This is a genomic window from Streptomyces sp. NPDC019531 (assembly GCF_044903305.1).
In the GTDB taxonomy this organism is placed as follows: Bacteria; Actinomycetota; Actinomycetes; order Streptomycetales; family Streptomycetaceae; genus Streptomyces.
Genome location: NZ_JBJDQL010000017.1, coordinates 50,709 through 69,435, shown reverse-complemented (window position 1 = coordinate 69,435; position 18,727 = coordinate 50,709). Strand labels below are relative to the sequence as shown.

Annotated in this window: 20 protein-coding genes; 13 read left to right on the top strand and 7 right to left on the bottom strand. The window is 70.7% G+C overall.

The window, feature by feature from the left end:
- Positions 1-62 precede the first annotated feature (62 nt).
- Positions 63-1,220 carry a nucleotide disphospho-sugar-binding domain-containing protein gene (locus ACI2L1_RS21140; RefSeq protein ID WP_404740869.1) on the top strand — a complete coding sequence of 386 codons (1,158 nt, stop codon included), beginning with the start codon at positions 63-65 and terminating at the stop codon, positions 1,218-1,220.
- 51 nt (positions 1,221-1,271) lie between these two features.
- Here ACI2L1_RS21140 and ACI2L1_RS21135 read toward each other — a convergent pair whose 3' ends face one another.
- On the bottom strand, positions 1,272-2,063 hold the full coding sequence (locus ACI2L1_RS21135) for a VOC family protein (protein ID WP_404740868.1): 792 nt from the start codon (positions 2,061-2,063) through the stop codon (positions 1,272-1,274).
- A gap of 321 nt (positions 2,064-2,384) precedes the next feature.
- Here ACI2L1_RS21135 and ACI2L1_RS21130 point away from each other — a divergent pair, with 321 nt between their 5' ends.
- Positions 2,385-3,242 carry a sulfurtransferase gene (locus ACI2L1_RS21130; RefSeq protein WP_404740867.1) on the top strand — a complete coding sequence of 286 codons (858 nt, stop codon included), beginning with the start codon at positions 2,385-2,387 and terminating at the stop codon, positions 3,240-3,242.
- 66 nt (positions 3,243-3,308) lie between these two features.
- Here the strand turns inward: ACI2L1_RS21130 and sepH are convergent, their stop codons facing one another.
- From sepH to ACI2L1_RS21115, 3 genes are all read right to left on the bottom strand, one after another.
- Complete coding sequence (gene sepH / locus ACI2L1_RS21125; RefSeq protein WP_404740866.1) at positions 3,309-4,340, bottom strand: septation protein SepH; 1,032 nt, start codon at positions 4,338-4,340, stop codon at positions 3,309-3,311.
- Between the two features lie 431 nt (positions 4,341-4,771).
- Positions 4,772-6,091: a D-arabinono-1,4-lactone oxidase gene (locus tag ACI2L1_RS21120; protein ID WP_404740865.1), complete on the bottom strand. Its 1,320-nt coding sequence runs from the start codon at positions 6,089-6,091 to the stop codon at positions 4,772-4,774.
- On the bottom strand, positions 6,051-7,289 hold the full coding sequence (locus ACI2L1_RS21115) for an MFS transporter (RefSeq protein WP_404740864.1): 1,239 nt from the start codon (positions 7,287-7,289) through the stop codon (positions 6,051-6,053). Before ACI2L1_RS21115 ends, ACI2L1_RS21120 begins: the two co-directional genes overlap by 41 nt.
- A 194-nt stretch (positions 7,290-7,483) precedes the next feature.
- Here ACI2L1_RS21115 and ACI2L1_RS21110 point away from each other — a divergent pair, with 194 nt between their 5' ends.
- Both ACI2L1_RS21110 and ACI2L1_RS21105 read left to right on the top strand, forming a co-directional pair.
- On the top strand, positions 7,484-8,611 hold the full coding sequence (locus ACI2L1_RS21110) for a ferrochelatase (protein WP_404740863.1): 1,128 nt from the start codon (positions 7,484-7,486) through the stop codon (positions 8,609-8,611).
- Positions 8,612-8,619: 8 nt separating this feature from the next.
- Positions 8,620-9,435, top strand: coding sequence for an inositol monophosphatase family protein (locus tag ACI2L1_RS21105; RefSeq protein WP_404740862.1), 816 nt, complete (start codon positions 8,620-8,622; stop codon positions 9,433-9,435).
- A 111-nt stretch (positions 9,436-9,546) separates the two neighbouring features.
- On the opposite strand, the gene ACI2L1_RS21100 is transcribed toward ACI2L1_RS21105, so the two are convergent.
- Complete coding sequence (locus ACI2L1_RS21100) at positions 9,547-9,711, bottom strand: hypothetical protein (protein ID WP_330263955.1); 165 nt, start codon at positions 9,709-9,711, stop codon at positions 9,547-9,549.
- A gap of 414 nt (positions 9,712-10,125) precedes the next feature.
- Between ACI2L1_RS21100 and ACI2L1_RS21095 the strand changes: the two genes are divergently transcribed.
- The 4 genes from ACI2L1_RS21095 to ACI2L1_RS21080 all read left to right on the top strand — a co-directional run bounded on the left by ACI2L1_RS21095 (position 10,126) and on the right by ACI2L1_RS21080 (position 13,661).
- On the top strand, positions 10,126-10,779 hold the full coding sequence (locus ACI2L1_RS21095; RefSeq protein ID WP_030605557.1) for a response regulator transcription factor: 654 nt from the start codon (positions 10,126-10,128) through the stop codon (positions 10,777-10,779).
- Positions 10,780-10,783: 4 nt separating this feature from the next.
- Positions 10,784-12,022: a sensor histidine kinase gene (locus ACI2L1_RS21090; protein WP_404740861.1), complete on the top strand. Its 1,239-nt coding sequence runs from the start codon at positions 10,784-10,786 to the stop codon at positions 12,020-12,022.
- Between the two features lie 405 nt (positions 12,023-12,427).
- Positions 12,428-12,724, top strand: a complete 297-nt coding sequence (locus tag ACI2L1_RS21085) for a DUF4193 domain-containing protein (protein WP_005481602.1) — start codon at positions 12,428-12,430, stop codon at positions 12,722-12,724.
- 13 nt (positions 12,725-12,737) lie between these two features.
- Complete coding sequence (locus ACI2L1_RS21080; RefSeq protein ID WP_404740860.1) at positions 12,738-13,661, top strand: hypothetical protein; 924 nt, start codon at positions 12,738-12,740, stop codon at positions 13,659-13,661.
- A 130-nt stretch (positions 13,662-13,791) separates the two neighbouring features.
- On the opposite strand, the gene ACI2L1_RS21075 is transcribed toward ACI2L1_RS21080, so the two are convergent.
- Positions 13,792-14,256, bottom strand: coding sequence for a DUF3093 domain-containing protein (locus ACI2L1_RS21075; protein WP_404740859.1), 465 nt, complete (start codon positions 14,254-14,256; stop codon positions 13,792-13,794).
- Positions 14,257-14,369: 113 nt separating this feature from the next.
- On the opposite strand from ACI2L1_RS21075, the gene ACI2L1_RS21070 reads away from it, so the two are divergent.
- From ACI2L1_RS21070 to ACI2L1_RS21050, 5 genes are all read left to right on the top strand, one after another.
- On the top strand, positions 14,370-14,954 hold the full coding sequence (locus ACI2L1_RS21070) for a PaaI family thioesterase (RefSeq protein ID WP_404740858.1): 585 nt from the start codon (positions 14,370-14,372) through the stop codon (positions 14,952-14,954).
- Positions 14,951-15,502 carry a dUTP diphosphatase gene (gene dut / locus ACI2L1_RS21065; RefSeq protein WP_404740857.1) on the top strand — a complete coding sequence of 184 codons (552 nt, stop codon included), beginning with the start codon at positions 14,951-14,953 and terminating at the stop codon, positions 15,500-15,502. Before ACI2L1_RS21070 ends, dut begins: the two co-directional genes overlap by 4 nt.
- A gap of 1 nt (position 15,503) precedes the next feature.
- Positions 15,504-16,268 (top strand): DUF3710 domain-containing protein, encoded by a 765-nt coding sequence (locus ACI2L1_RS21060; protein ID WP_404740856.1) that lies wholly within the window; start codon positions 15,504-15,506, stop codon positions 16,266-16,268.
- Between the two features lie 194 nt (positions 16,269-16,462).
- Positions 16,463-17,629 carry an alginate lyase family protein gene (locus ACI2L1_RS21055; protein WP_404740940.1) on the top strand — a complete coding sequence of 389 codons (1,167 nt, stop codon included), beginning with the start codon at positions 16,463-16,465 and terminating at the stop codon, positions 17,627-17,629.
- A gap of 79 nt (positions 17,630-17,708) precedes the next feature.
- Positions 17,709-18,401, top strand: coding sequence for an ABC transporter ATP-binding protein (locus ACI2L1_RS21050; RefSeq protein WP_404740855.1), 693 nt, complete (start codon positions 17,709-17,711; stop codon positions 18,399-18,401).
- A gap of 17 nt (positions 18,402-18,418) precedes the next feature.
- On the opposite strand, the gene ACI2L1_RS21045 is transcribed toward ACI2L1_RS21050, so the two are convergent.
- Positions 18,419-18,655 (bottom strand): hypothetical protein, encoded by a 237-nt coding sequence (locus ACI2L1_RS21045; protein WP_404740854.1) that lies wholly within the window; start codon positions 18,653-18,655, stop codon positions 18,419-18,421.
- Between the last annotated feature and the right edge of the window lie 72 nt (positions 18,656-18,727).

The window sequence follows — 18,727 nt, the reverse complement described above, 5'->3', positions numbered from 1 at the left end:
CCTCAACTCCCCCACTCCTGCGCAGGTTGACGCAGACCGTGCGCAGGGCGAAAGAGGAAACCATGCGCGTCCTGTTCGCCGGCCCGCCGTTCTTCGGGCTGCTCTATCCCATGGTTCCGCTGGCCCACGCGCTGCGTGCCGCCGGTCATGAGGTCCTCGTCGCCACGTGCGGCGCGGCCGTCGGTCATGCGGAACATGCCGGTCTGATCGCCGTGGACTGTGCGCCGGGCATCGACCCCGACGCGCTCTACGCGCGCATGGAGAAGGCGAAGGGGGACCGCAGGCCGCCGGGCCCGGGCGAGCGTGGCGAGGCGCCGAAGGGCTCCCGGGGCGGCGGATTCTCCTTCTTCAGCGACGAGATGGCCGACCGCATGGTCGAACTCGCCGACTCCTGGCGGCCCGACCTCGTCGTCCACACCCCGCTGGGCGTGGCCGGCCAACTGGTGGCGGCCCGCGCCGGGATCCCCTCGGTTCTGCACGCGGTGGGATTCGGCCATACGTCGGCACACGTCCACATGATCAACAACACCCTGGCACCGGCGTACGAGAGGCACGGACTGCCGGGCCCCGCGCCGGTTGCCGCCTGGCTGGACATCGCCCCGCCGAGCATGAGCACCACCGCCGAACCGCGCCGCTGGTTCATGCGCTACGTCCCCTACAACGGCGGCGGCAGACTGCCCGACTGGCTCACCGCGGACCGCTCCCAGCCCCGGATCACGGTCACACTCGGCACGGTCCGTCCCGTCGTGGACGGCGTCTCACCGGTCAAGTGGGTCGTGGACGCGGCCCGCGGGACCGACGCGGAGTTCGTGCTCGCGCTGGGCGGCGGAGACCTGTCCGACCTTGGCGAACTCCCGGGCAACGTAAGGCCGGTGGACTGGATGCCGCTGGGCGCCCTTCTCTCCCACAGCGACGCCGTCGTCCACCACGGCGGCTCCGGTACGACCCTCACGGCCCTGGACGCCGGCCTGCCCCAGATCGTCCTCGGTGAGGGAGCGGACCGCCCGGCGAACGCGGCGGCGGTACGGGAACGGGGCTGCGGCCTGGTACCCGACGGCCCCGCGGACCTGACCACCGAGCTGATCGACCGCCTCCTCACGGACGAGGAGCTGCGCACCGCGGCCCGCGACACGGCCCGCGAGATGGCGTCCATGCCGAGCCCGGCGGAGACGGTGCAGCGACTGGTGGAACTGGCGCGGACGGGAGGGGAGCCGAGGTGACGGACTGACCGTCCTCCCTCAAGGCGCCGGCGGCGACCCGAGGATCGGTCCTCAGTGCGGATTCTCGATCAGCGAGAAGCGTGCCCCCTCCGGGTCCGCCACCGTGGCCACGCGGCCGTGCGGGCTGTCGTGCGGTGGGCGCAGGACATGGCCGCCGAGGTCGACGAGGAGGTGGGTGGCCGCGGCCGCGTCGGCCACCTCGAAGTACGTCATCCAGTGCGGTCCCCGGTCGCGGGGGAGGCTGTGGCCGACGCCGTGGAGGCCCGCCGCCGGGCGGCCGCCGGCGTGGAGCGTGACGTAGTCGAGGTCGGCGGAGACCACAGGCTCCTCCTCGAAGCCGAACACCGTCTCGTAGAACTTGGCGACGCCCACGGTCTCGTAGGTGAGCAGTTCGTGCCAGGCCGGAGTGCCCGGTACGCCCGCGACGGACGTGCCGAGGTGCGCCGCCGCCTGCCACACACCGAACACGGCGCCGGAGGGGTCCGAACCGATGACCAGGCGGCCCGCCTCACCGGCGTCCAGCGGTCCCACTCCCACCGTGCCGCCGCACAGCCGTACGGTCTTGGCCGTCAGGTCGATGTCGTCCGAGGCGAGGTAGGGCGTCCAGGCGACCGGCAGCCGGCGGTCGGGCGACAGCTGGCCGATCCCGGCGACCTCATGGCCGTCGAGCAGTGCCCGGACGTAGGGCCCCAGCTGCTGCGGTCCCGGCACGAACTCCCAGCCGAACAGCGATCCGTAGAACTCCTGGGTCGCGGCCATCCCGTGCACCATCAGACTCACCCAGCAGGGTGTACCGGGCGTGTGCCGAGCGGGTGGGGCGGTCGACCCCCTTGCCTCGGTCATCGTCACTCTCTCCTCGGCCCTTCGTGCGGGCCGTGTCGTGTCCGCCGTCCGGACCTCCGTGCCGATGCTCGCACCACCCGTGGTGCCGCGCGCTCCGGGCGCGCCGCGTCCCCGTACTCGAAGGCGGGTTCGGCAGGGCCTCCCGTGCCCCGAGATTGCCTGCCGCGCGGCTGTCTGTCCGTTGCCGTGCGATGGCGGACGGATGGCGATCGGCTGTACAGCATGTGCCCGTTCCCGTACGCCTCGTGATCGGGCCTGTCCGGCGGAGCAGAGTAGCCGGACACGGCGGATGCGGCCACCCCGTGCGCAAGGATGGTGGCCATGAACGCCATCATCTCCGCATCCGAACTGGCGAGCGCCCTCGCGGGCCCGAACCCGCCCGTCCTGCTCGACGTCCGCTGGCAGCTGAGCGTGGCCAAGGCGGCCGGCGAGCCGCCCTTCGACGGCCGGGCCGAGTACGCGGCCGGGCACATCCCCGGCGCGGTCTACGTCGACCTGGACCGGGAGCTGGCCGGCCCGGCCGGCACCGGTGGGCGGCACCCCCTGCCCGACCTCGCGGAGTTCGGCGCCGCGATGCGCCGGGCGGGAGTCTCAGCGGGGACGCCGGTGGTCGTGTACGACGGCGGACAGGGCTGGGCGGCCGCCCGCGCGTGGTGGCTGCTGCGCTGGACGGGTCACCCGGACGTGAGAGTCCTCGACGGCGGGTTGACCTCCTGGGAGGGGCGACTCCAGTCCTCCCTGCCCGGTTCCGCTCGCGCCGAGGGCGACTTCGAGCCGGTGCCCGGCGCGACGGGCCTCCTCGACGCCGACGAAGCCGCGGCGCTGGCCCGTGCGGGGGTTCTGCTGGACGCGCGCGCGGGGGAGCGGTACCGGGGCGAGGTGGAGCCGATCGACCGAGTCGGCGGCCACATCCCGGGCGCCTGGTCCGCGCCCACCACGGACAACGTCGGCCCGGACGGCCGCTTCCTGCCCGCGGAGGAGCTGAACGCCCGCTTCAAGGCCCTCGGTGCCACCGACGACTCCGAGGTCGGCGTCTACTGCGGCTCCGGAGTCTCCGGCGCCCACGAGGTCCTGGCTCTGGCGGTCGCGGGCATTCCGGCGGCCCTGTACGTCGGTTCCTGGTCGGAGTGGTCCTCGGACCCGGCGCGACCGGTCGCCGTGGGCCCGGATCCCCAGTAATCCCCACGCCGTACGACGGGAAAGGGCCGCACTCCACGAGCGCGGCCCTCATCCTCGTACAACTGACTACTCCTGCTTCTTTCTGCGTGTGCCGAACACGATCTCGTCCCAGCTCGGGACCGCCGCCCGGCGGCCCGGACGGACACCGTCGGCCTCGGCCTGGCGGTCGGTCGCGCCGATGAGACGGTCGCGGTGGCTGGCCACGGAACGCGGCATGAGGACGTCCGCGTAGGCGGAACCGGCCGAGGCCGCAGGGGCCGGCGGCTCCTCCACCTCGGGCTCCTCCGGAGCGGGCGGCTCCTCCACGGTCGCCGTCTCGGACGGCCGCTCCGGTACGACCATGTCGCCCCGGAAGCTCGGCACCGCCTCCAACAGGCTGGTCAGCGAGTCCCGTTCACCGACGGCCTCCTCGACGGGCTCGGCCGGGGGCAGGCTCGGCCGGTCGAGCGCGCGGTCCAGCGGCCGGTCGCGCGGCAGCCGGGCGATGCGCGGTACGAACGGAAAGCTGGGCTCCGGAGCGGAGAGGTCGTCGGACTCGCCGATCAGCGAGCGCGCCTCCTCGTCGACGGCCTGGACGAGCCGCCGGGGCGGGTCGTAGGTCCAGCTCGCCGAGTGCGGTTCGCCCGCGACGGCATAGACCAGCAGAACCTCCCAGGTGCCGTCGTCACGGCGCCAGGAGTCCCACTGGACGGTGTCCTTCTCGGCGCCGCGCAGCAACAGCCGCTCCTGCACGGCCTCGCCGAGCTGCGGTCCGGCGTTCTCGCCGGGCCGGCGGACCGGGGTCTTGCGGGCTCGTTCGGCCATGAAGGCGCGCTCGGCGAGCACAGGGCCCTCGAAGCGCCGTACACGGTCTACGGGGATACCTGCGAGCTGGGCTACCTCTTCCGCGGTGGCACCCGCGCGTATACGCGCCTGGATGTCGCGGGGACGGAGATGGCTTTCGACCTCGATCTCGATCTGACCGAGGCGGGGACGGTCGCCACGCACCGCAGCGCGCAGTCGCTCGTCGATCGGAAGCGTGTACTCCGTTGAGTCGGCAGCCTTCAGCACCAGCCGTGTGCCGTCATTCGAGACGGCCACGACACGCAGTTCGGGCATGGGGACCTCCCGGGTGGTGCCTGCCGACGTCACGTGCGTCGCTGCTTCCGCTAGTCGAGTGTGGCCTGCCCGGGTGCAGCCTGCCACAACCTTGCCGAGTTGCCCGGCGTGTCGGGCACGGGCCCTGGATCGCCGTTATGGCACGGTTACCTATTCGCAACGCTAAGTGACCAACTCCGTCACCCTGTGCAACTAGCCCCCTCCTGGCGCCCTTTGAAGGCCACGGACGCCCTGGCGGGAGACCGGACCCAGGGCTCGCAACAGTACTCCATCCGGGCCACGTGCGTGGATTGCCGCGCCACTCAACTTCGTTCAAGAAATGACACCCGGCCGTCCGTTGAGCGGTTCTCGGGATCTTGAAGGTGGCGTACGTCACGGAATCGCCAGAAACGGAACTGCCGCCTTCGCGCGTACGTCCGCTTCTCGCCCCGCTACGCCCCCAACACCCGCCGCAGGTAGTCGTTCTGGAAGCGCCGGTCGGGATCCAGCCGGTCCCGGAGCGCGGTGAACTCGCCGAAGCGCGGGTAGACCCCGCCGAAGTACTCGGCGTCCCGCGTGTGCACCTTGCCCCAGTGCGGGCGCCCCTCGTGCGCCGTGAAGATCCGCTCGGCGGCCGTGAAGTACGCCTGGTACGGCGTCCCCTTGACCATGTGGACCGCGATGTACGCGCTGTCGCGGCCGGACGCGGTGGACAGCGTGATGTCGTCGGCGGGCGCGGTGCGCACCTCCACGGGGAAACTGACCCGCAGTCCGGAGCGGTCGACCGTCCTCTTCAGCTCACGCAGCGTCTCGACGAGGGCCTCGCGCGGAACGGCGTACTCCATCTCCACGAAACGCACCCTGCGGGGCGATGTGAAGACCTTGTACGGGATGTCGGTGTACGTCCGCGCGGACAGCGCCTTGCTGGAGATACGGGCGATCGAGGGGATCGTGCCCGGCGCCGCTCGGCCCACCCACTGGGCCACCTGGAAGACGCCGTTGGAGAGGAACTCGTCCTCGATCCAGCCCTTCACCTGCGGCACCGGCTTCTCGGGGCCCGCACTGCGGTTGTTGCGCTTGGTGTTGGTGCTGCCGGTGTGCGGGAACCAGTAGAACTCGAAGTGCTCGTTCTCGGCCCAGAGTTCGTCGAAGGTGTCGGTGACCTTGTCGAAGCTCATGGGCTCCTCGCGGGCCGTGAGCAGGAAGATCGGCTCGATGGCGAAGGTGATCGCGGTGACGATGCCGAGCGCGCCCAGGCCGATCCGGGCGGCCGCGAAGACATCGGGGTTCTCCTTTTCGGAGCAGCTGAGCACCGAGCCGTCCGCCGTGACCAGCTCAAGGCCCCTGATCTGGGCGGCTATCGAGCCGGACTCGCGGCCGGTGCCGTGGGTGCCGGTGCTGGTGGCCCCGGAGACCGTCTGTTCCATGATGTCGCCCATGTTGGTGAGCGACAGACCCTCGCGCGCGAGAGCCATGTTGAGCCTCTTGAGCGGAGTGCCGGCCTCGACCGTGACCGTCATGGCATCGCGATCAATCTTGCGGATGCCGGTCAACAGTTGAGGGCGGATCAACACTCCGTCGGTGGCGGCGATGGCCGTGAAGGAGTGCCCGGTGCCGACGGCCTTCACCTTCAGACCGTCCTCGGCCGCCTTCCGTACGGCGGCCGCCAGCTCGTCGACCGAGGCCGGCGTGACCTCCCGCGCGGGACGCGCGGCGACATTGCCGCCCCAGTTACGCCACGTGCCGTTCTTCGCGCTCGCTGCCGTGCTCAACAGTGCCTCCCCGACGTGGAGCCGGCCTGCTGAGCCGGCGGTACCCCAGGAAACCGACCGCGACCGCGACGGCGCCGGACACCGCCGGAACCCCGTACCCGGCCCGCGCACCGGCCGCGTCGATGACCCAGCCGGCGATGGAGGAACCGAGCGCGACGCCGACCGCAAGGCCGGTGCTGATCCAGGTCATGCCCTCGGTCAGTTGCGCGCGTGGTACGTGCTGCTCGATCAGGGACATCGTCGTGATCATCGTCGGAGCGATGGACAGACCCGCAACGAACAGCGCCACGGCCAGAAACGGCAAGTTTCCGACCAGTAGGAGGGGGATCATACTCACGGCCATCGCGCATATGCCCAGCAGCCAGCGAGGTTCTGGGGTTCCTGTGAAGCGCAACAGCCCGAAGACCAGGCCCGCGACGCAGGAACCCGCCGCGTAGAGGGCCAGCACGAGGCTCGCGGCGCCCTTGTGCCCCTGTTCGTCGGCGAAGGCCACGGTGACCACGTCCACCGCCCCGAAGATCGCTCCGGTCGCCACGAAGGTGGCCACCAGGACCTGCAGGCCCGGCGCGCGCAGAGCCGTACGGCCGTCGTGGTGCTCGCGCGGGTGCGGGGCCGGCTCGGTGGCCCGCTGCGAGGTCAGCCAGAAGACGCCGACCGCCAGGAAGCAGGCGGCGAGCAGCGGACCGGCCTCCGGGAACCAGGCCGTCGACAGACCGATGGAGATGATCGGCCCGAAGATGAAGCAGACCTCGTCGACGACGGACTCGAAGGAGTACGCGGTGTGCAGCTGCGGGGTGCCCCGGTACAGGGCTGCCCAGCGTGCGCGGATCATCGCGCCGATGCTGGGCACGCACCCGATGCCGGCGCTGAAGACGTACAGCGTCCAGTCCGGCCAGCCGTAGTGCGCGGCGAACAGCAGCCCCGCCGCCGCGACGAGCGAGATCAGGGTCGCGGGCCGCAGCACCCGCCGCTGCCCGTACCGGTCCACCAGCCGGGACACCTGCGGACCCGCCACCGCCGCGGCCAGCGCGATGGTCGCCGAGAGGGCGCCGGCCAGGCCGTAGCGCCCGGTGAGCTGGGAGACCATCGTCACCACGCCGATGCCCATCATCGACAGCGGCATCCGGCCGAGGAACCCCGCCGTGGAGAAGCCCTTGGAGCCGGGGGCGGCGAACAGGGCGCGGTAGGGGCTGGGCACGGGGTCTCCGGTCGGGCAGGGGCAGCTGAGGCGGCTGGCGGCAAAGAGGGGCGCAAAGGCTCGGGTAAGGCGTCAGCGCAGCTCATACAGCTTACGAGTGAGGTGACCCTAACGCACCCGCTCGGACGGTCCGGGAACCCGGGTGGTCACCCCGCCGTTTCCCGGCTGTCAGTACCGGATGACAGGATCGACCCATGCGAGACGCGCTCGACGCCACCCCCTACGACGCCCTGCTCCTGCTCTCGTTCGGAGGCCCCGAGGGCCCGGACGACGTGGTCCCCTTCCTGGAGAACGTGACGCGGGGGCGCGGCATCCCCAAGGAACGCCTGAAGGAAGTCGGACAGCACTACTTCCTGTTCGGCGGGGTCAGCCCCATCAACGACCAGAACCGCGCCCTCCTCGACGCCCTCCGCAAGGACTTCGCCGAGCACGGCCTGGGTCTGCCGATCTACTGGGGCAACCGCAACTGGGCCCCCTACCTCACCGACACCCTGCGCGAGATGGTCGCCGACGGCCACCGCCGCATCCTGGTCCTCGCCACCAGTGCCTACGCCTCCTACTCGGGCTGCCGCCAGTACCGCGAGAACCTCGCGGACTCGCTGGCCGCCCTTCAGGCCGAGGGCCTGGAGCTGCCGAAGATCGACAAGCTGCGGCACTACTTCAACCACCCCGGCTTCCTGGAGCCCATGATCGACGGGGTGCTCGAATCCCTCGCCGAGCTCCCCGAGGACATCCGCGACGGCGCCCACATCGCCTTCTCGACCCACTCCATCCCGAACGCCTCCGCGGACACCTCGGGCCCGGTGGAGGGCCACGGCGAGGGCGGCGCGTACGTCGCGCAGCACCTGGAGGTGTCCCGGCTGATCGCCGACGCCGTCCGCGAGCGCACCGGCGTCGACCACCCCTGGCAGCTCGTCTACCAGTCGCGCTCAGGCGCCCCCCACATCCCGTGGCTGGAGCCCGACATCTGCGACCACCTGGAGGAGCGCCACGAGTCCGGTGTCCCGGCCGTGGTGATCGCCCCCATCGGCTTCGTCTCCGACCACATGGAGGTCCTCTACGACCTCGACACGGAGGCCAAGGCCAAGGCGGAGGAGCTGGGTCTGCCGATGCGCCGCTCGGCGACCGTCGGCGACGACCCGCGGTTCGCCGCCGCGGTCCGGGACCTGGTCCTGGAGCGCGCCGCGGTGGAGCGCGGCCAGGAGGTCACGCCCTGCGTCCTGGGCGCCCTCGGAGCCGACCACAACATCTGCCCGGTCGGCTGCTGCCCGGCCCGCGCCACCAAGCCCGCCGCCGCGGGCGTCGACAGCCCGTACGCATGAGGAGCCCCGTGACCGACCCCCTGCACGCCGAACTGCTTCAGCTGGCCCAGGAGGCGGCCCGTCGCGCCGGCACCCTGCTGCGGGACGGCCGTCCGGCCGACCTCGCGGTCGCCAGGACCAAGTCCAGCCCCATCGACGTGGTGACCGAGATGGACATCGCGGCGGAGAAACTGATCACCGACCTGATCTCCGAGCACCGCCCGGACGACGGCTTCCTCGGCGAGGAGGGCGCCGCCACCGAGGGCACGAGCGGCATCCGCTGGGTGATCGACCCGCTCGACGGCACGGTCAACTACCTCTACGGACTGCCGACCTGGTCCGTCTCCATCGCGGCGGAGCAGGACGGTGAGACCGTCGTCGGGGTGGTCGCGGCGCCGATGCGCGGGGAGACGTACCACGCGGTCCGCGGTGCGGGCGCCTGGGCCACGGGCGCCTGGGAGGGCGAGCGAAGGCTGGCCTGTCGTCCCTCCCCGCCCCTGGAACACGCCCTGGTCTCGACGGGCTTCAACTACGTCACCGAGGTCCGCACCCACCAGGCCGAGGTGGCCGGGAAGCTGATCCCGCTCCTTCGTGACATCCGGCGCGGCGGCTCGGCGGCGATCGACCTGTGCGACGTGGCGGCGGGCCGCCTCGACGGCTTCTACGAGCGGGGCCTCAACGCCTGGGACTACGGCGCGGGCGACCTCATCGCCCGAGAAGCGGGCGCCCTGACCGGTGGACGCCCCGGAGAACGCCCGAACCTGGCCCTCACGGTCGCGGGCACCCCGGGCGTCTTCGAGCCCCTCCAGCGGCTCCTGGAGGACTTCGGAGCCTGGCACGACTGACAGGCCGACTCCGTACGAACCCACGGTTGACAGGTTCGTGCTCGGACGCGGCGGACCCCCGGCGCTGGATTCGCCGGGGGTCCGCCGTCGTGCCGCGAAGCCGATCAGACGCTAGGCGCCGACCTCCACACCGTGTTCGGCGGCGAGACGGCGCAGGTCGTCGAGTTCGCCCTGCTCCACCTCGACGAGGAAGTCGTCGCCCTCGTTGCGAGCCCGCGTCAGGTCGGTCTCGGTCGCCCTTATGCGCTGCAGAAGTCCTGCGGTGAATGCGTCCATGCTGCGCCCCCTCGTCCTGGGTCGTGAGTCGGTGGCACGGGGGTGTGCCGTTCGGAAGGGGCGATCACGTCTCTTGCGGGTGCCCAGCGCTGCCCTGCCGGGCGGCGACGGTGCCGGACACCCACGCCCGCTCTGCACAAGCGGGATCGCGTCGTGCCGCATGGTGGTACGGCACATGCAGAGCGTGATCGCGGGGTGTAAAGCCGTCCTCCCCCCGCTCCCTCCGACGGAAACCTCAACCACGCGAGAAAATCCCGCATTCCCGCTCTCACACCCGTCTTTCAGCTGCCCCTCACCCGCCTTACAGCCGACTTATGGCCGAAAAGGGCAGGATGGAGGCCAACACTCACCCGAACGCCTGCCCGTGCGTGCCCTGAGCGCGCTACGCGGGTGGACACAGGAAGGACAAGCGACGTGCGCGTACTCGTCGTCGAGGACGAGCAACTGCTCGCCGATGCGGTGGCCACCGGACTGCGCCGGGAGGCCATGGCCGTCGACGTCGTGTACGACGGTGCGGCCGCCCTGGAGCGCATCGGCGTCAACGACTACGACGTGGTCGTCCTCGACCGTGACCTCCCCCTCGTCCACGGCGACGACGTCTGCCGCAAGATCGTCGAACTCGGTATGCCCACGCGCGTGCTGATGCTCACGGCCTCAGGCGACGTCAGCGACCGCGTCGAGGGCCTGGAGATCGGCGCCGACGACTATCTGCCCAAGCCCTTCGCGTTCAGCGAGCTGACGGCACGCGTGCGTGCCCTCGGCCGGCGGACCAGCGTGCCGCTGCCGCCGGTCCTGGAACGCGCCGGGATCAAGCTCGACCCCAATCGCCGCGAGGTGTTCCGCGACGGCAAGGAGGTCCAGCTCGCCCCCAAGGAGTTCGCCGTGCTGGAGGTGCTGATGCGCTCCGAGGGCGCCGTCGTCTCCGCGGAGCAGCTCCTGGAGAAGGCCTGGGACGAGAACACCGACCCCTTCACCAACGTCGTGCGGGTGACCGTCATGACCCTGCGCCGCAAGCTGGGCGAACCCGCGGTGATCGTCACGGTCCCCGGCTCGGGCTACCGGATCTGATCCCGTGGCCTCGACTCCCGCGCCTCCCCAGGCGCCCCCCAAGCCCACCTGGGACCCCAGGAGGCCGGCGCCGCCGCTGCCCTGGCTGCGCCCGACCATCCGCATAAGGCTCACCCTGCTGTACGGCGGTATGTTCCTGATCGCCGGCATCCTGCTGCTGTCGATCATCTACCTGATCGCCGCCCAGGCGCTGAACGTCGGCAGTGAACTGCCCTTCAAGATCACCACGGGCAGTGTCACCAGCGACATCTGCAGCAACCTGCCCTCGAGCGGCACCTCCGAGGTCATGAACAAGGCGATGGACAGGTGCGTCAACGACCAGCGCCAGCACGCCCTGGACGACCTCCTCAGCCGCTCGCTGCTGGCGCTCTTGGGCCTCGCGATCATCGCCTTCGCCTTCGGCTACGCGATGGCGGGGCGGGTCCTGTCACCGCTCGGCCGGATCCTGCGCACCGCGCGCGCGGTGGCCGGCTCGGACCTCTCCCGCCGTATCGAGCTGGACGGCCCTGACGACGAGCTCAAGGAACTGGCCGACACCTTCGACGACATGCTGGAGCGCCTGGAGCGGGCCTTCACGGCCCAGCAGCGCTTCGTCGGCAACGCCTCGCACGAACTGCGGACACCGCTGGCGATCAACCGCACGCTCCTGGAGGTGCACCTGTCCGATCCGGGCGCGCCGGTGGAGCTCCAGCAGCTCGGCAAGACGCTGCTGGCCACCAACGAGCGCAGCGAACAGCTCGTGGAGGGCCTGCTGCTGCTCGCCCGCAGCGACAACCAGATCGTCGAGCGCAAGCCGGTGGACCTCGCCGAGGTGGCCGAGCAGGCGGTCGACCAGGTGTACGGCGAGGCGGAGGCCAAGGGCGTGGCGATCCGCGGCGAGCAGAAGACGGCGGTCGTCCAGGGCAACGGCGTCCTGCTGGAGCGCATCGCCCTGAACCTCGTGCAGAACGCCGTGCGCTACAACGTGCCCGAGGACGGCTGGGTCGAGGTGACCACGGAGGTCCAGCACGGCCACGCGGTGCTCACGGTGTCCAACACGGGCCCGGTCGTGCCGGCGTACGAGGTCGACAATCTCTTCGAACCGTTCAAGCGGCTGCGCGGCGCCGACCGCACCGGCAGCGACAAGGGCGTCGGCCTCGGACTGTCCATCGTGCGGTCCGTGGCGCGGGCGCACGGCGGGCACATCACGGCTCAGCCGCGCGAAGGGGGTGGACTCGTGATGCGAGTCACCCTGCCGGTCTGAGATCATGGCCCCCGCACTGAGACCCACACACGGGGATGTTCGCTTTGCGCGGAATTTCCAAGGCACCGACAGGACCATTCCGTGTGTGATCGATCACAAGGGAGATTTTCCAGCCATCTACTCTCAGTGATCATGCACCCTGTCGGAAAGCCGGGAAAATCCGGGTTTTCGGGGGTCCTGATCACGGGAAGTACACGGTGAGACGCCTTTGAAGTGCGGGATTCGGACCGTGTACGGTCCCGATCGCCATCCAACCCGATCACTAAAGAGGAGTCCGGTTGGGTGTCGATTGAGTAACAGACCTTGATGTGAGGCAAAATCTCCGCCTCGGGTCGGGCACAAGTCCGGCCTCTCACGCGTTACGTGCGCTGGAGACACCGCAGACACCCAGAGGGGGAGAGCGACATGGCAACGGATTACGACACCCCACGCAAGACCGACGACGACGTCGACTCGGACAGCCTTGAAGAGCTCAAGGCCAGGCGTAATGACAAGTCGACGTCCGCCGTGGACGTGGACGAGTTCGAGGCCGCCGAAGGCCTGGAACTGCCCGGAGCGGACCTCTCGAACGAAGAGTTGGCCGTCCGGGTGCTGCCCAAGCAGCAGGACGAGTTCACCTGCATGAGCTGCTTCCTGGTGCACCACCGCAGCCAGCTGGCCCGGGAGAAGAACGGCCAGCCGATCTGCCGCGACTGCGACTGAGGAGGGGTCGGGCATGACTGGCTCGACCCCTCCCTGGAAGCGCCGCTCCCCCCTGTCGGGAGCGGACCAGGGGCCGTCCGACGGCCCCCATGGCGCGCGTGACGACGAGCGGGGCTCATCCGATCCGGGAGCCTCGCTCGAACCGGCGGCCGCCCGGGCTGACCTCCCGGCACCGACCGGAGCGAACGGACCTGCACAGCCCGCGCCCGTCGCAGGACGACGGGTGGCGGCGATCCGGGACAGGGCCCGGGAAGGGGTCCGCAAGGGCGGCAGCCGGGCCAGAGCGGGCCTGGCGTACCTCGCCGACCGGATCATCGAGAACGCCCCGCGTGTCCCCGTACGGGACCTCGCGACCCTCCGCCGCCAGTTCCCCGGCCTCGGCCCCGAGGAACTCGCGGACAAGCTCGTCACGGGCGCCGCGAGCGCCACCGCGACGGTCGGAGCGGGGGTCGGTGCGGCGGCGATGCTTCCCGTGCCGCCTGCGATGCCGACCGAACTGGCCGCCGAGATCACCGGCGTGGCCGCGATCGAGCTGAAACTGATCGCCGAACTCCACGAGGTCTACGGCGTACGGCCGCCCGGAAACCTCAAGGAGCGCAGCACCGCGTACCTCAACTCCTGGTCGGGGGAGCGCGGGATCGACGTGATGAAGCCGTCGAGTGTGAGCGGCGCGCTCAGCAGCCAGATGAAGCAGCAGCTGCGGCAGCAGATCATGAAGCGGACGATCCGCGACCTGCCGAACCTGATGCCGTTCCTGGTCGGCGCGGCCGTCGGGGCGGTCATGAACCGCAGGGACACCCGCAAGCTCGCCGAGCGGATCCGCAGGGACCTGCGCAAGGTCCAGGTGTCCTGGGACCAGTTGTCCGGCCTTCCGGCCCTGGAGGCTCCGGCGAACCCGCTGGAGATCGGCGACATCGCCAAGGAACTCGGACGCTGAACCGGGGCGGACGCGAAACCGGACCGGAAGCGAAACCGGCCCGGACGGAAATCCCGGGCGAGACCGCCGTCCGGTAAGACTTCCGTGAGACTTGGGGCTCCACCGTCGGGTGAAGCGCTGCACGAACGTTCTAGGCGGCGGCCGTCCGGGCCGTCTTCAGCGCCTCGGCCAGCCGCTCCGGCTCCCGCGTCGACAGGTACAGATACGGCGTCGGGTCCTGCGGGTCCGTGACCTCCACCTTCAGCGCGGTGGGGATGTAGGAGCGCAGCAGCAGGAAGGCGCGGGTGTCGGCCTTGTGGGTCCGCCAGGCCCGGGCCTCCTCCGGGTCCAGGATCTCCGCCTCGCCCAACGCCGACACCGGGATCTTCGCCTCGCCGGCGATCAGGGAGTCACCCACGATCCGGATGCGCATCGAGCCGTAGGAACTGGCGCAGACCGCCGCCACGGCGGTGCCGCCGACCAGGCCGCCCAGCAGCGGAAGCGTCCCGAAGGGGAGCAGGATCAGCGCGAAGGAGACCCCGACCAGGAAGGAGATCAGCCACCAGGAGCGGGGGGCGGTGAGGCGTTCGTCGTACGGGGCGGCGGAGGGCTGCATGAAACCAAGCTTGGCACGGTGTCCTGATGGGGCCGATGTCAGGGGGAGCCAGCGCGCAGCGCTGTCAGGCAGGGTGCCGGTGGGAGACGGGCGGGCGGGTAAGGTCTGCGCCTGTGAGTGGTACTTCCCCGGTTCTCAAGCCTCCCGCCGACGCGGCGCAACCTGTGCGACACCCGGACGCCCCCGCGCCCGGTGAGCTGCTCGGCGCGCACTACGGCCAGTGTTTCGGCTGTGGCGGCGAGCAGCCCCACGGGCTGCACCTGGAGGCACGGGCCGGCGAGGGAGTCTCGGTCGCCGCCGAGTTCACCGTGCGCCCGGCCCATCAGGGCGCCCCCGGGCTGGCGCACGGCGGGGTGCTCGCGACCGCCCTCGACGAGACCCTGGGCGCGCTCAACTGGCTGCTGCGCACGATCGCCGTGACCGGACGCCTGGAGACCGACTTCGTGCGGCCGGTCCCGGTCGGCACGGTGCTGTACCTGGAGGCCGAGGTGACGGCGGTGGCCGGGCGGAAGATCTACTCGACCGCCACCGGCCGGATCGGCGGCCCCGAGGGGCCCGTGGCGCTCCGCGCGGACGCCCTGTTCATCGAGGTCAAGCTCGACCACTTCATCGACAACGGCCGTCCGGAGGAGATCCGGGCCGCCATGGACGACCCGGACCAGGTCCGGCGTGCCCGTGCCTTCGAGGTGAACCCGTGAGCCGTGACCCCCTGAGCGTGCTGATCCGCCGCGTCGACCCGGACGTACCGCTTCCGGCGTACGCGCACCCCGGTGACGCGGGGGCCGATCTGCGGACCACCGAGAGCCGTGAACTCAAGCCGGGGGAGCGGGCCGTCCTGCCCACGGGGGTGTCTGTGGCGCTGCCGGAGGGGTACGCGGCCTTCGTGCACCCTCGATCCGGTCTCGCCGCCCGCTGCGGTGTCGCTCTCGTGAATGCCCCGGGGACGGTTGATGCCGGGTACCGTGGGGAGATCAAGGTGATCGTGGTGAATCTCGACCCGCACGAGTCGGTGCGGTTCGAGCGCTTCGACCGGATTGCCCAACTCGTCGTCCAGCAGGTCGAGAGGGTCCGCTACCAGGAGGTCGCGGAGCTTCCCGAATCGGCGCGGGCCGAGGGGGGCTTCGGGTCCACCGGCGGTCACGCCGCCGTGGGCGACGGGGGCGATACAAGCGCTGAGGCCGCCATGGGCGGCACAACGGGTGGGAATCGATACGCTTCGGTCGTATCCGACCGGGAAGGACAGTGACGTGTTCGGACGTCGCAAGAAGAAGGGTGCCGCCGAGGACGCGGCCGGCGAGGCCGAGCAGGTCGTCGACAGTGTCGACGCTGAGGCGGACGACGTAGAGGGCGAGCGTGAGCGCGTACGGCTGGAGCCGGAACCGCGCCCCGACGGACCCTGGGACGACACCGAGGTCCGTGACCCCGCCGAGGGCCGGGTGGACCTGGGCGGTCTGTTCGTACCGGGTGTCGACGGCATGGAGCTGCGGGTCGAGGTCGCGGGCGACGCGATCGTCGCGGCCACCGTCGTGCTGCGCGACAGCGCCATCCAGCTGCAGGCCTTCGCCGCTCCCAAGCGCGAGGGCATCTGGGGCGAGGTGCGCGAGGAGATCGGCTCCGGCATCACCCAGCAGGGCGGCATCGTCGACGAGGTCGAGGGTCCGCTGGGCTGGGAGCTGCGGGCCCAGGTGCCGGTGCAGCTGCCGGACGGCACGGGCGGCTTCCAGGTCGTGCGGTTCGTGGGTGTGGACGGCCCGCGCTGGTTCCTGCGCGGTGTGATCTCGGGCCAGGGTGCGGTGCAGCCGCAGGCGGCCGGGCTTCTGGAACAGATCTTCAGGGACACGGTCGTGGTCCGCGGCGAGGGTCCGATGGCGCCCCGAGACCCGATCGTCCTCAAGCTCCCGAACGACGCCCAGATGGTTCCCGAGGGCGTCCAGCAGCATGAGGAGGGTTCCCGCTTCTCCGGCGGGATGGGCCAGCTCCAGCGCGGACCGGAGATCACCGAGGTCCGGTAGTCGTACGACGTCGAGGGCCGTACCCGTCAGGGGTGCGGCCCTTCGTCGTGCGCGGCTTCGTCGTGCTCGGCTTTTTCGTACGCGGTGTGCGCGGGACCTTGACGGTTGATTGGTCTGTACCTAACTTCTCCGCTCAACGCCTCTGTTCATAAAGGCGCTTTCCGTTCATGTACGAGAACGAAAGGCCCCCCACGATGCGCAGAACCGCTCTCCTCGCGGCCTCGGCCGCCCTTGTCGCCGGTGCCCTCGCCTGGCCCGCCGATGCCGCTCCCGTCACCTTCGTGCACCCCGGAGTCACCGTCTCCCAGGGGCAGTTGGACTTCGTCCGCGGCAAGGTCGACGCTGGCGCCCAGCCCTGGAAGGGTGCTTTCGACCAGATGCTGGCGAGCAAGTACGCAGATCTGAACCGCACGCCCAAGCCGCGTGCGGTCGTCGAGTGCGGGTCGTACTCGAATCCCAACTACGGCTGCACCGACGAGCGCGAGGACGCGATCGCCGCGTACACCGACGCCCTCGCCTGGTACGTCACCCGGGACGAGCGGTACGCCAAGAAGGCCATCCAGCTCATGGACGCCTGGTCGGCGGTGATCACGGACCACACCAACAGCAACGCGCCGCTGCAGACCGGCTGGGCCGGCTCGTCGTGGCCCAGGGCGGCCGAGATCATCAAGTACACGTACGGCGGGAGTTGGGCGAACTCCGGACGCTTCGCGACCATGCTCCGGAACGTCTATCTGCCGGAGGTCATCAACGGCTCGAACTCCAACGGCAACTGGGAGCTGTCGATGATGGAGGCGGCCGTCGGCATCTCCGTCTTCCTGGAGGACAAGTCGTCGTACGACAAGGCCATGGCGAAGTTCCGCACCCGTACCGCCGCCTATGTCTACCTGGACTCCGACGGCGCACTGCCGAAGACCGTCCCGAGCCAGAACCTCAACACCCGGGACAGGATCGTGGGTTACTGGCAGGGGCAGTCCACCTTCGTCACCGGGCTCACCCAGGAGACCTGCCGGGACCTCACGCACACCGGGTACGGCATCTCCGCGATCTCGCACGTCGCCGAGACCAGCCGGATCCAGGGGCAGGACCTGTACGGCACCGACGTGGGCGAGCGGCTGCGGCAGGCGCTGGGGTTCCAGGCCAAGTACGAGCTGGGGACGGCCGTGCCGAGCTGGTTGTGCGGCGGTTCCCTGAAGCTGGGGCTCGGGCCGGTGACCGAGGTCGGGTACAACGCACTGCACAATCGGCTTGGCATGGCTATGACCAACACACAGGCGCTGACCGAACGGAACCGCCCGGCCGGCAGCAACAACCTCTTCGTGGCCTGGGAGACCCTCACCCACGGGGACAACCCGAGCTGAAAGCGTTGAAGGCCGGGCGCCGTACGGTGATACTGGCGCCCGGTTCCACGGGTCTGACCGGTTTCACGGGGGAGGGCGTATGACTCAGGTGGTCACCGAGACCATGGTGCGCGTCGAGGACATCCACAGGTCGTTCGGCGAGGGGGCCGCCGCGGTGCACGCGCTGCGCGGAGTCTCCTTCGAGGTGCCGCGCGGTGAACTCGTCGCCCTCAAGGGGCGCTCGGGCTCCGGGAAGACCACGCTGCTCAACGTCGTCGGAGGGCTGGACCTGCCCGACCGGGGGCGGGTCGTACTGGACGGGGTCGACATCGCCGGGCTGGACGAGGACGGGCTGCTGGCGCTGCGCCGGGACCGCATCGGCTTCGTCTTCCAGTCCTTCGGGCTCATCCCGATCCTCACCGCCGCCGAGAACGTCGGCGTCCCGATGCGGCTGCGCCGGGCCGACGCACGCGCGCGTGAGGAGCGCGTCGAGCTGCTGCTCGCCCTGGTCGGCCTCGCCGACCACGCCGGGCAGCGGCCCGGTGAGCTCTCCGGCGGCCAGCAACAGCGCGTCGCCATCGCCCGCGCCCTCGCCAACAACCCCGCGCTCCTGGTCGCCGACGAGCCGACCGGCCAACTGGACGCGGAGACCGGCCACGCCGTGATGGAGCTGCTGCGCGCCGTCGTACACAGCGAGAACGTCACCGCACTGGTCGCCACGCACGACGCGACCCTGCTGGACCTGGCCGACCGGGTGCTGGAGCTGGGGGACGGGGAGATCGTGGGGCGCTGACCGCGCTCCGCCGGTCCTCACCGTCCCCTCCGCGTGCGCCCCACCGGAGAGTGGAGCTCGGCGCTCGCCTTGACCACCTCCGCGCGTCGCAGGGGGTCCGAGCCCTGGACGGCGATCCGGGTGCGGAGGGTGTTCTCCTCCTCCGTACGGACCACGGTGCGGTGCCTGATCCAGCAGCGCGCCAGGGCGAGTACGCCCGGTACGAGGGTGAGCAGAGAGGCGGGGACGAAGGCGAAGGGATCGACGGCGGTCATCAGGCGCTCCTCGGTGTCGGACGGCGGTGGGCTTGTCCCAACTCTCCGAGCAGGCAAGGGTTTCCGACTACG

Excerpts from the sequence above, each read along its gene's own strand:
- ACI2L1_RS21140 (WP_404740869.1), top strand. The coding sequence starts at position 63 with ATGCGCGTCCTGTTCGCCGGCCCGCCGTTCTTCGGGCTGCTCTATCCC.
- ACI2L1_RS21135 (WP_404740868.1), bottom strand. The coding sequence starts at position 2,063 with ATGACCGAGGCAAGGGGGTCGACCGCCCCACCCGCTCGGCACACGCCC.
- ACI2L1_RS21130 (WP_404740867.1), top strand. The coding sequence starts at position 2,385 with ATGAACGCCATCATCTCCGCATCCGAACTGGCGAGCGCCCTCGCGGGC.
- sepH (WP_404740866.1), bottom strand. The coding sequence starts at position 4,340 with ATGCCCGAACTGCGTGTCGTGGCCGTCTCGAATGACGGCACACGGCTG.
- ACI2L1_RS21110 (WP_404740863.1), top strand. The coding sequence starts at position 7,484 with ATGCGAGACGCGCTCGACGCCACCCCCTACGACGCCCTGCTCCTGCTC.
- ACI2L1_RS21100 (WP_330263955.1), bottom strand. The coding sequence starts at position 9,711 with ATGGACGCATTCACCGCAGGACTTCTGCAGCGCATAAGGGCGACCGAG.
- ACI2L1_RS21085 (WP_005481602.1), top strand. The coding sequence starts at position 12,428 with ATGGCAACGGATTACGACACCCCACGCAAGACCGACGACGACGTCGAC.
- ACI2L1_RS21080 (WP_404740860.1), top strand. The coding sequence starts at position 12,738 with ATGACTGGCTCGACCCCTCCCTGGAAGCGCCGCTCCCCCCTGTCGGGA.
- ACI2L1_RS21075 (WP_404740859.1), bottom strand. The coding sequence starts at position 14,256 with ATGCAGCCCTCCGCCGCCCCGTACGACGAACGCCTCACCGCCCCCCGC.
- ACI2L1_RS21055 (WP_404740940.1), top strand. The coding sequence starts at position 16,463 with ATGCGCAGAACCGCTCTCCTCGCGGCCTCGGCCGCCCTTGTCGCCGGT.
- ACI2L1_RS21050 (WP_404740855.1), top strand. The coding sequence starts at position 17,709 with ATGACTCAGGTGGTCACCGAGACCATGGTGCGCGTCGAGGACATCCAC.
- ACI2L1_RS21045 (WP_404740854.1), bottom strand. The coding sequence starts at position 18,655 with ATGACCGCCGTCGATCCCTTCGCCTTCGTCCCCGCCTCTCTGCTCACC.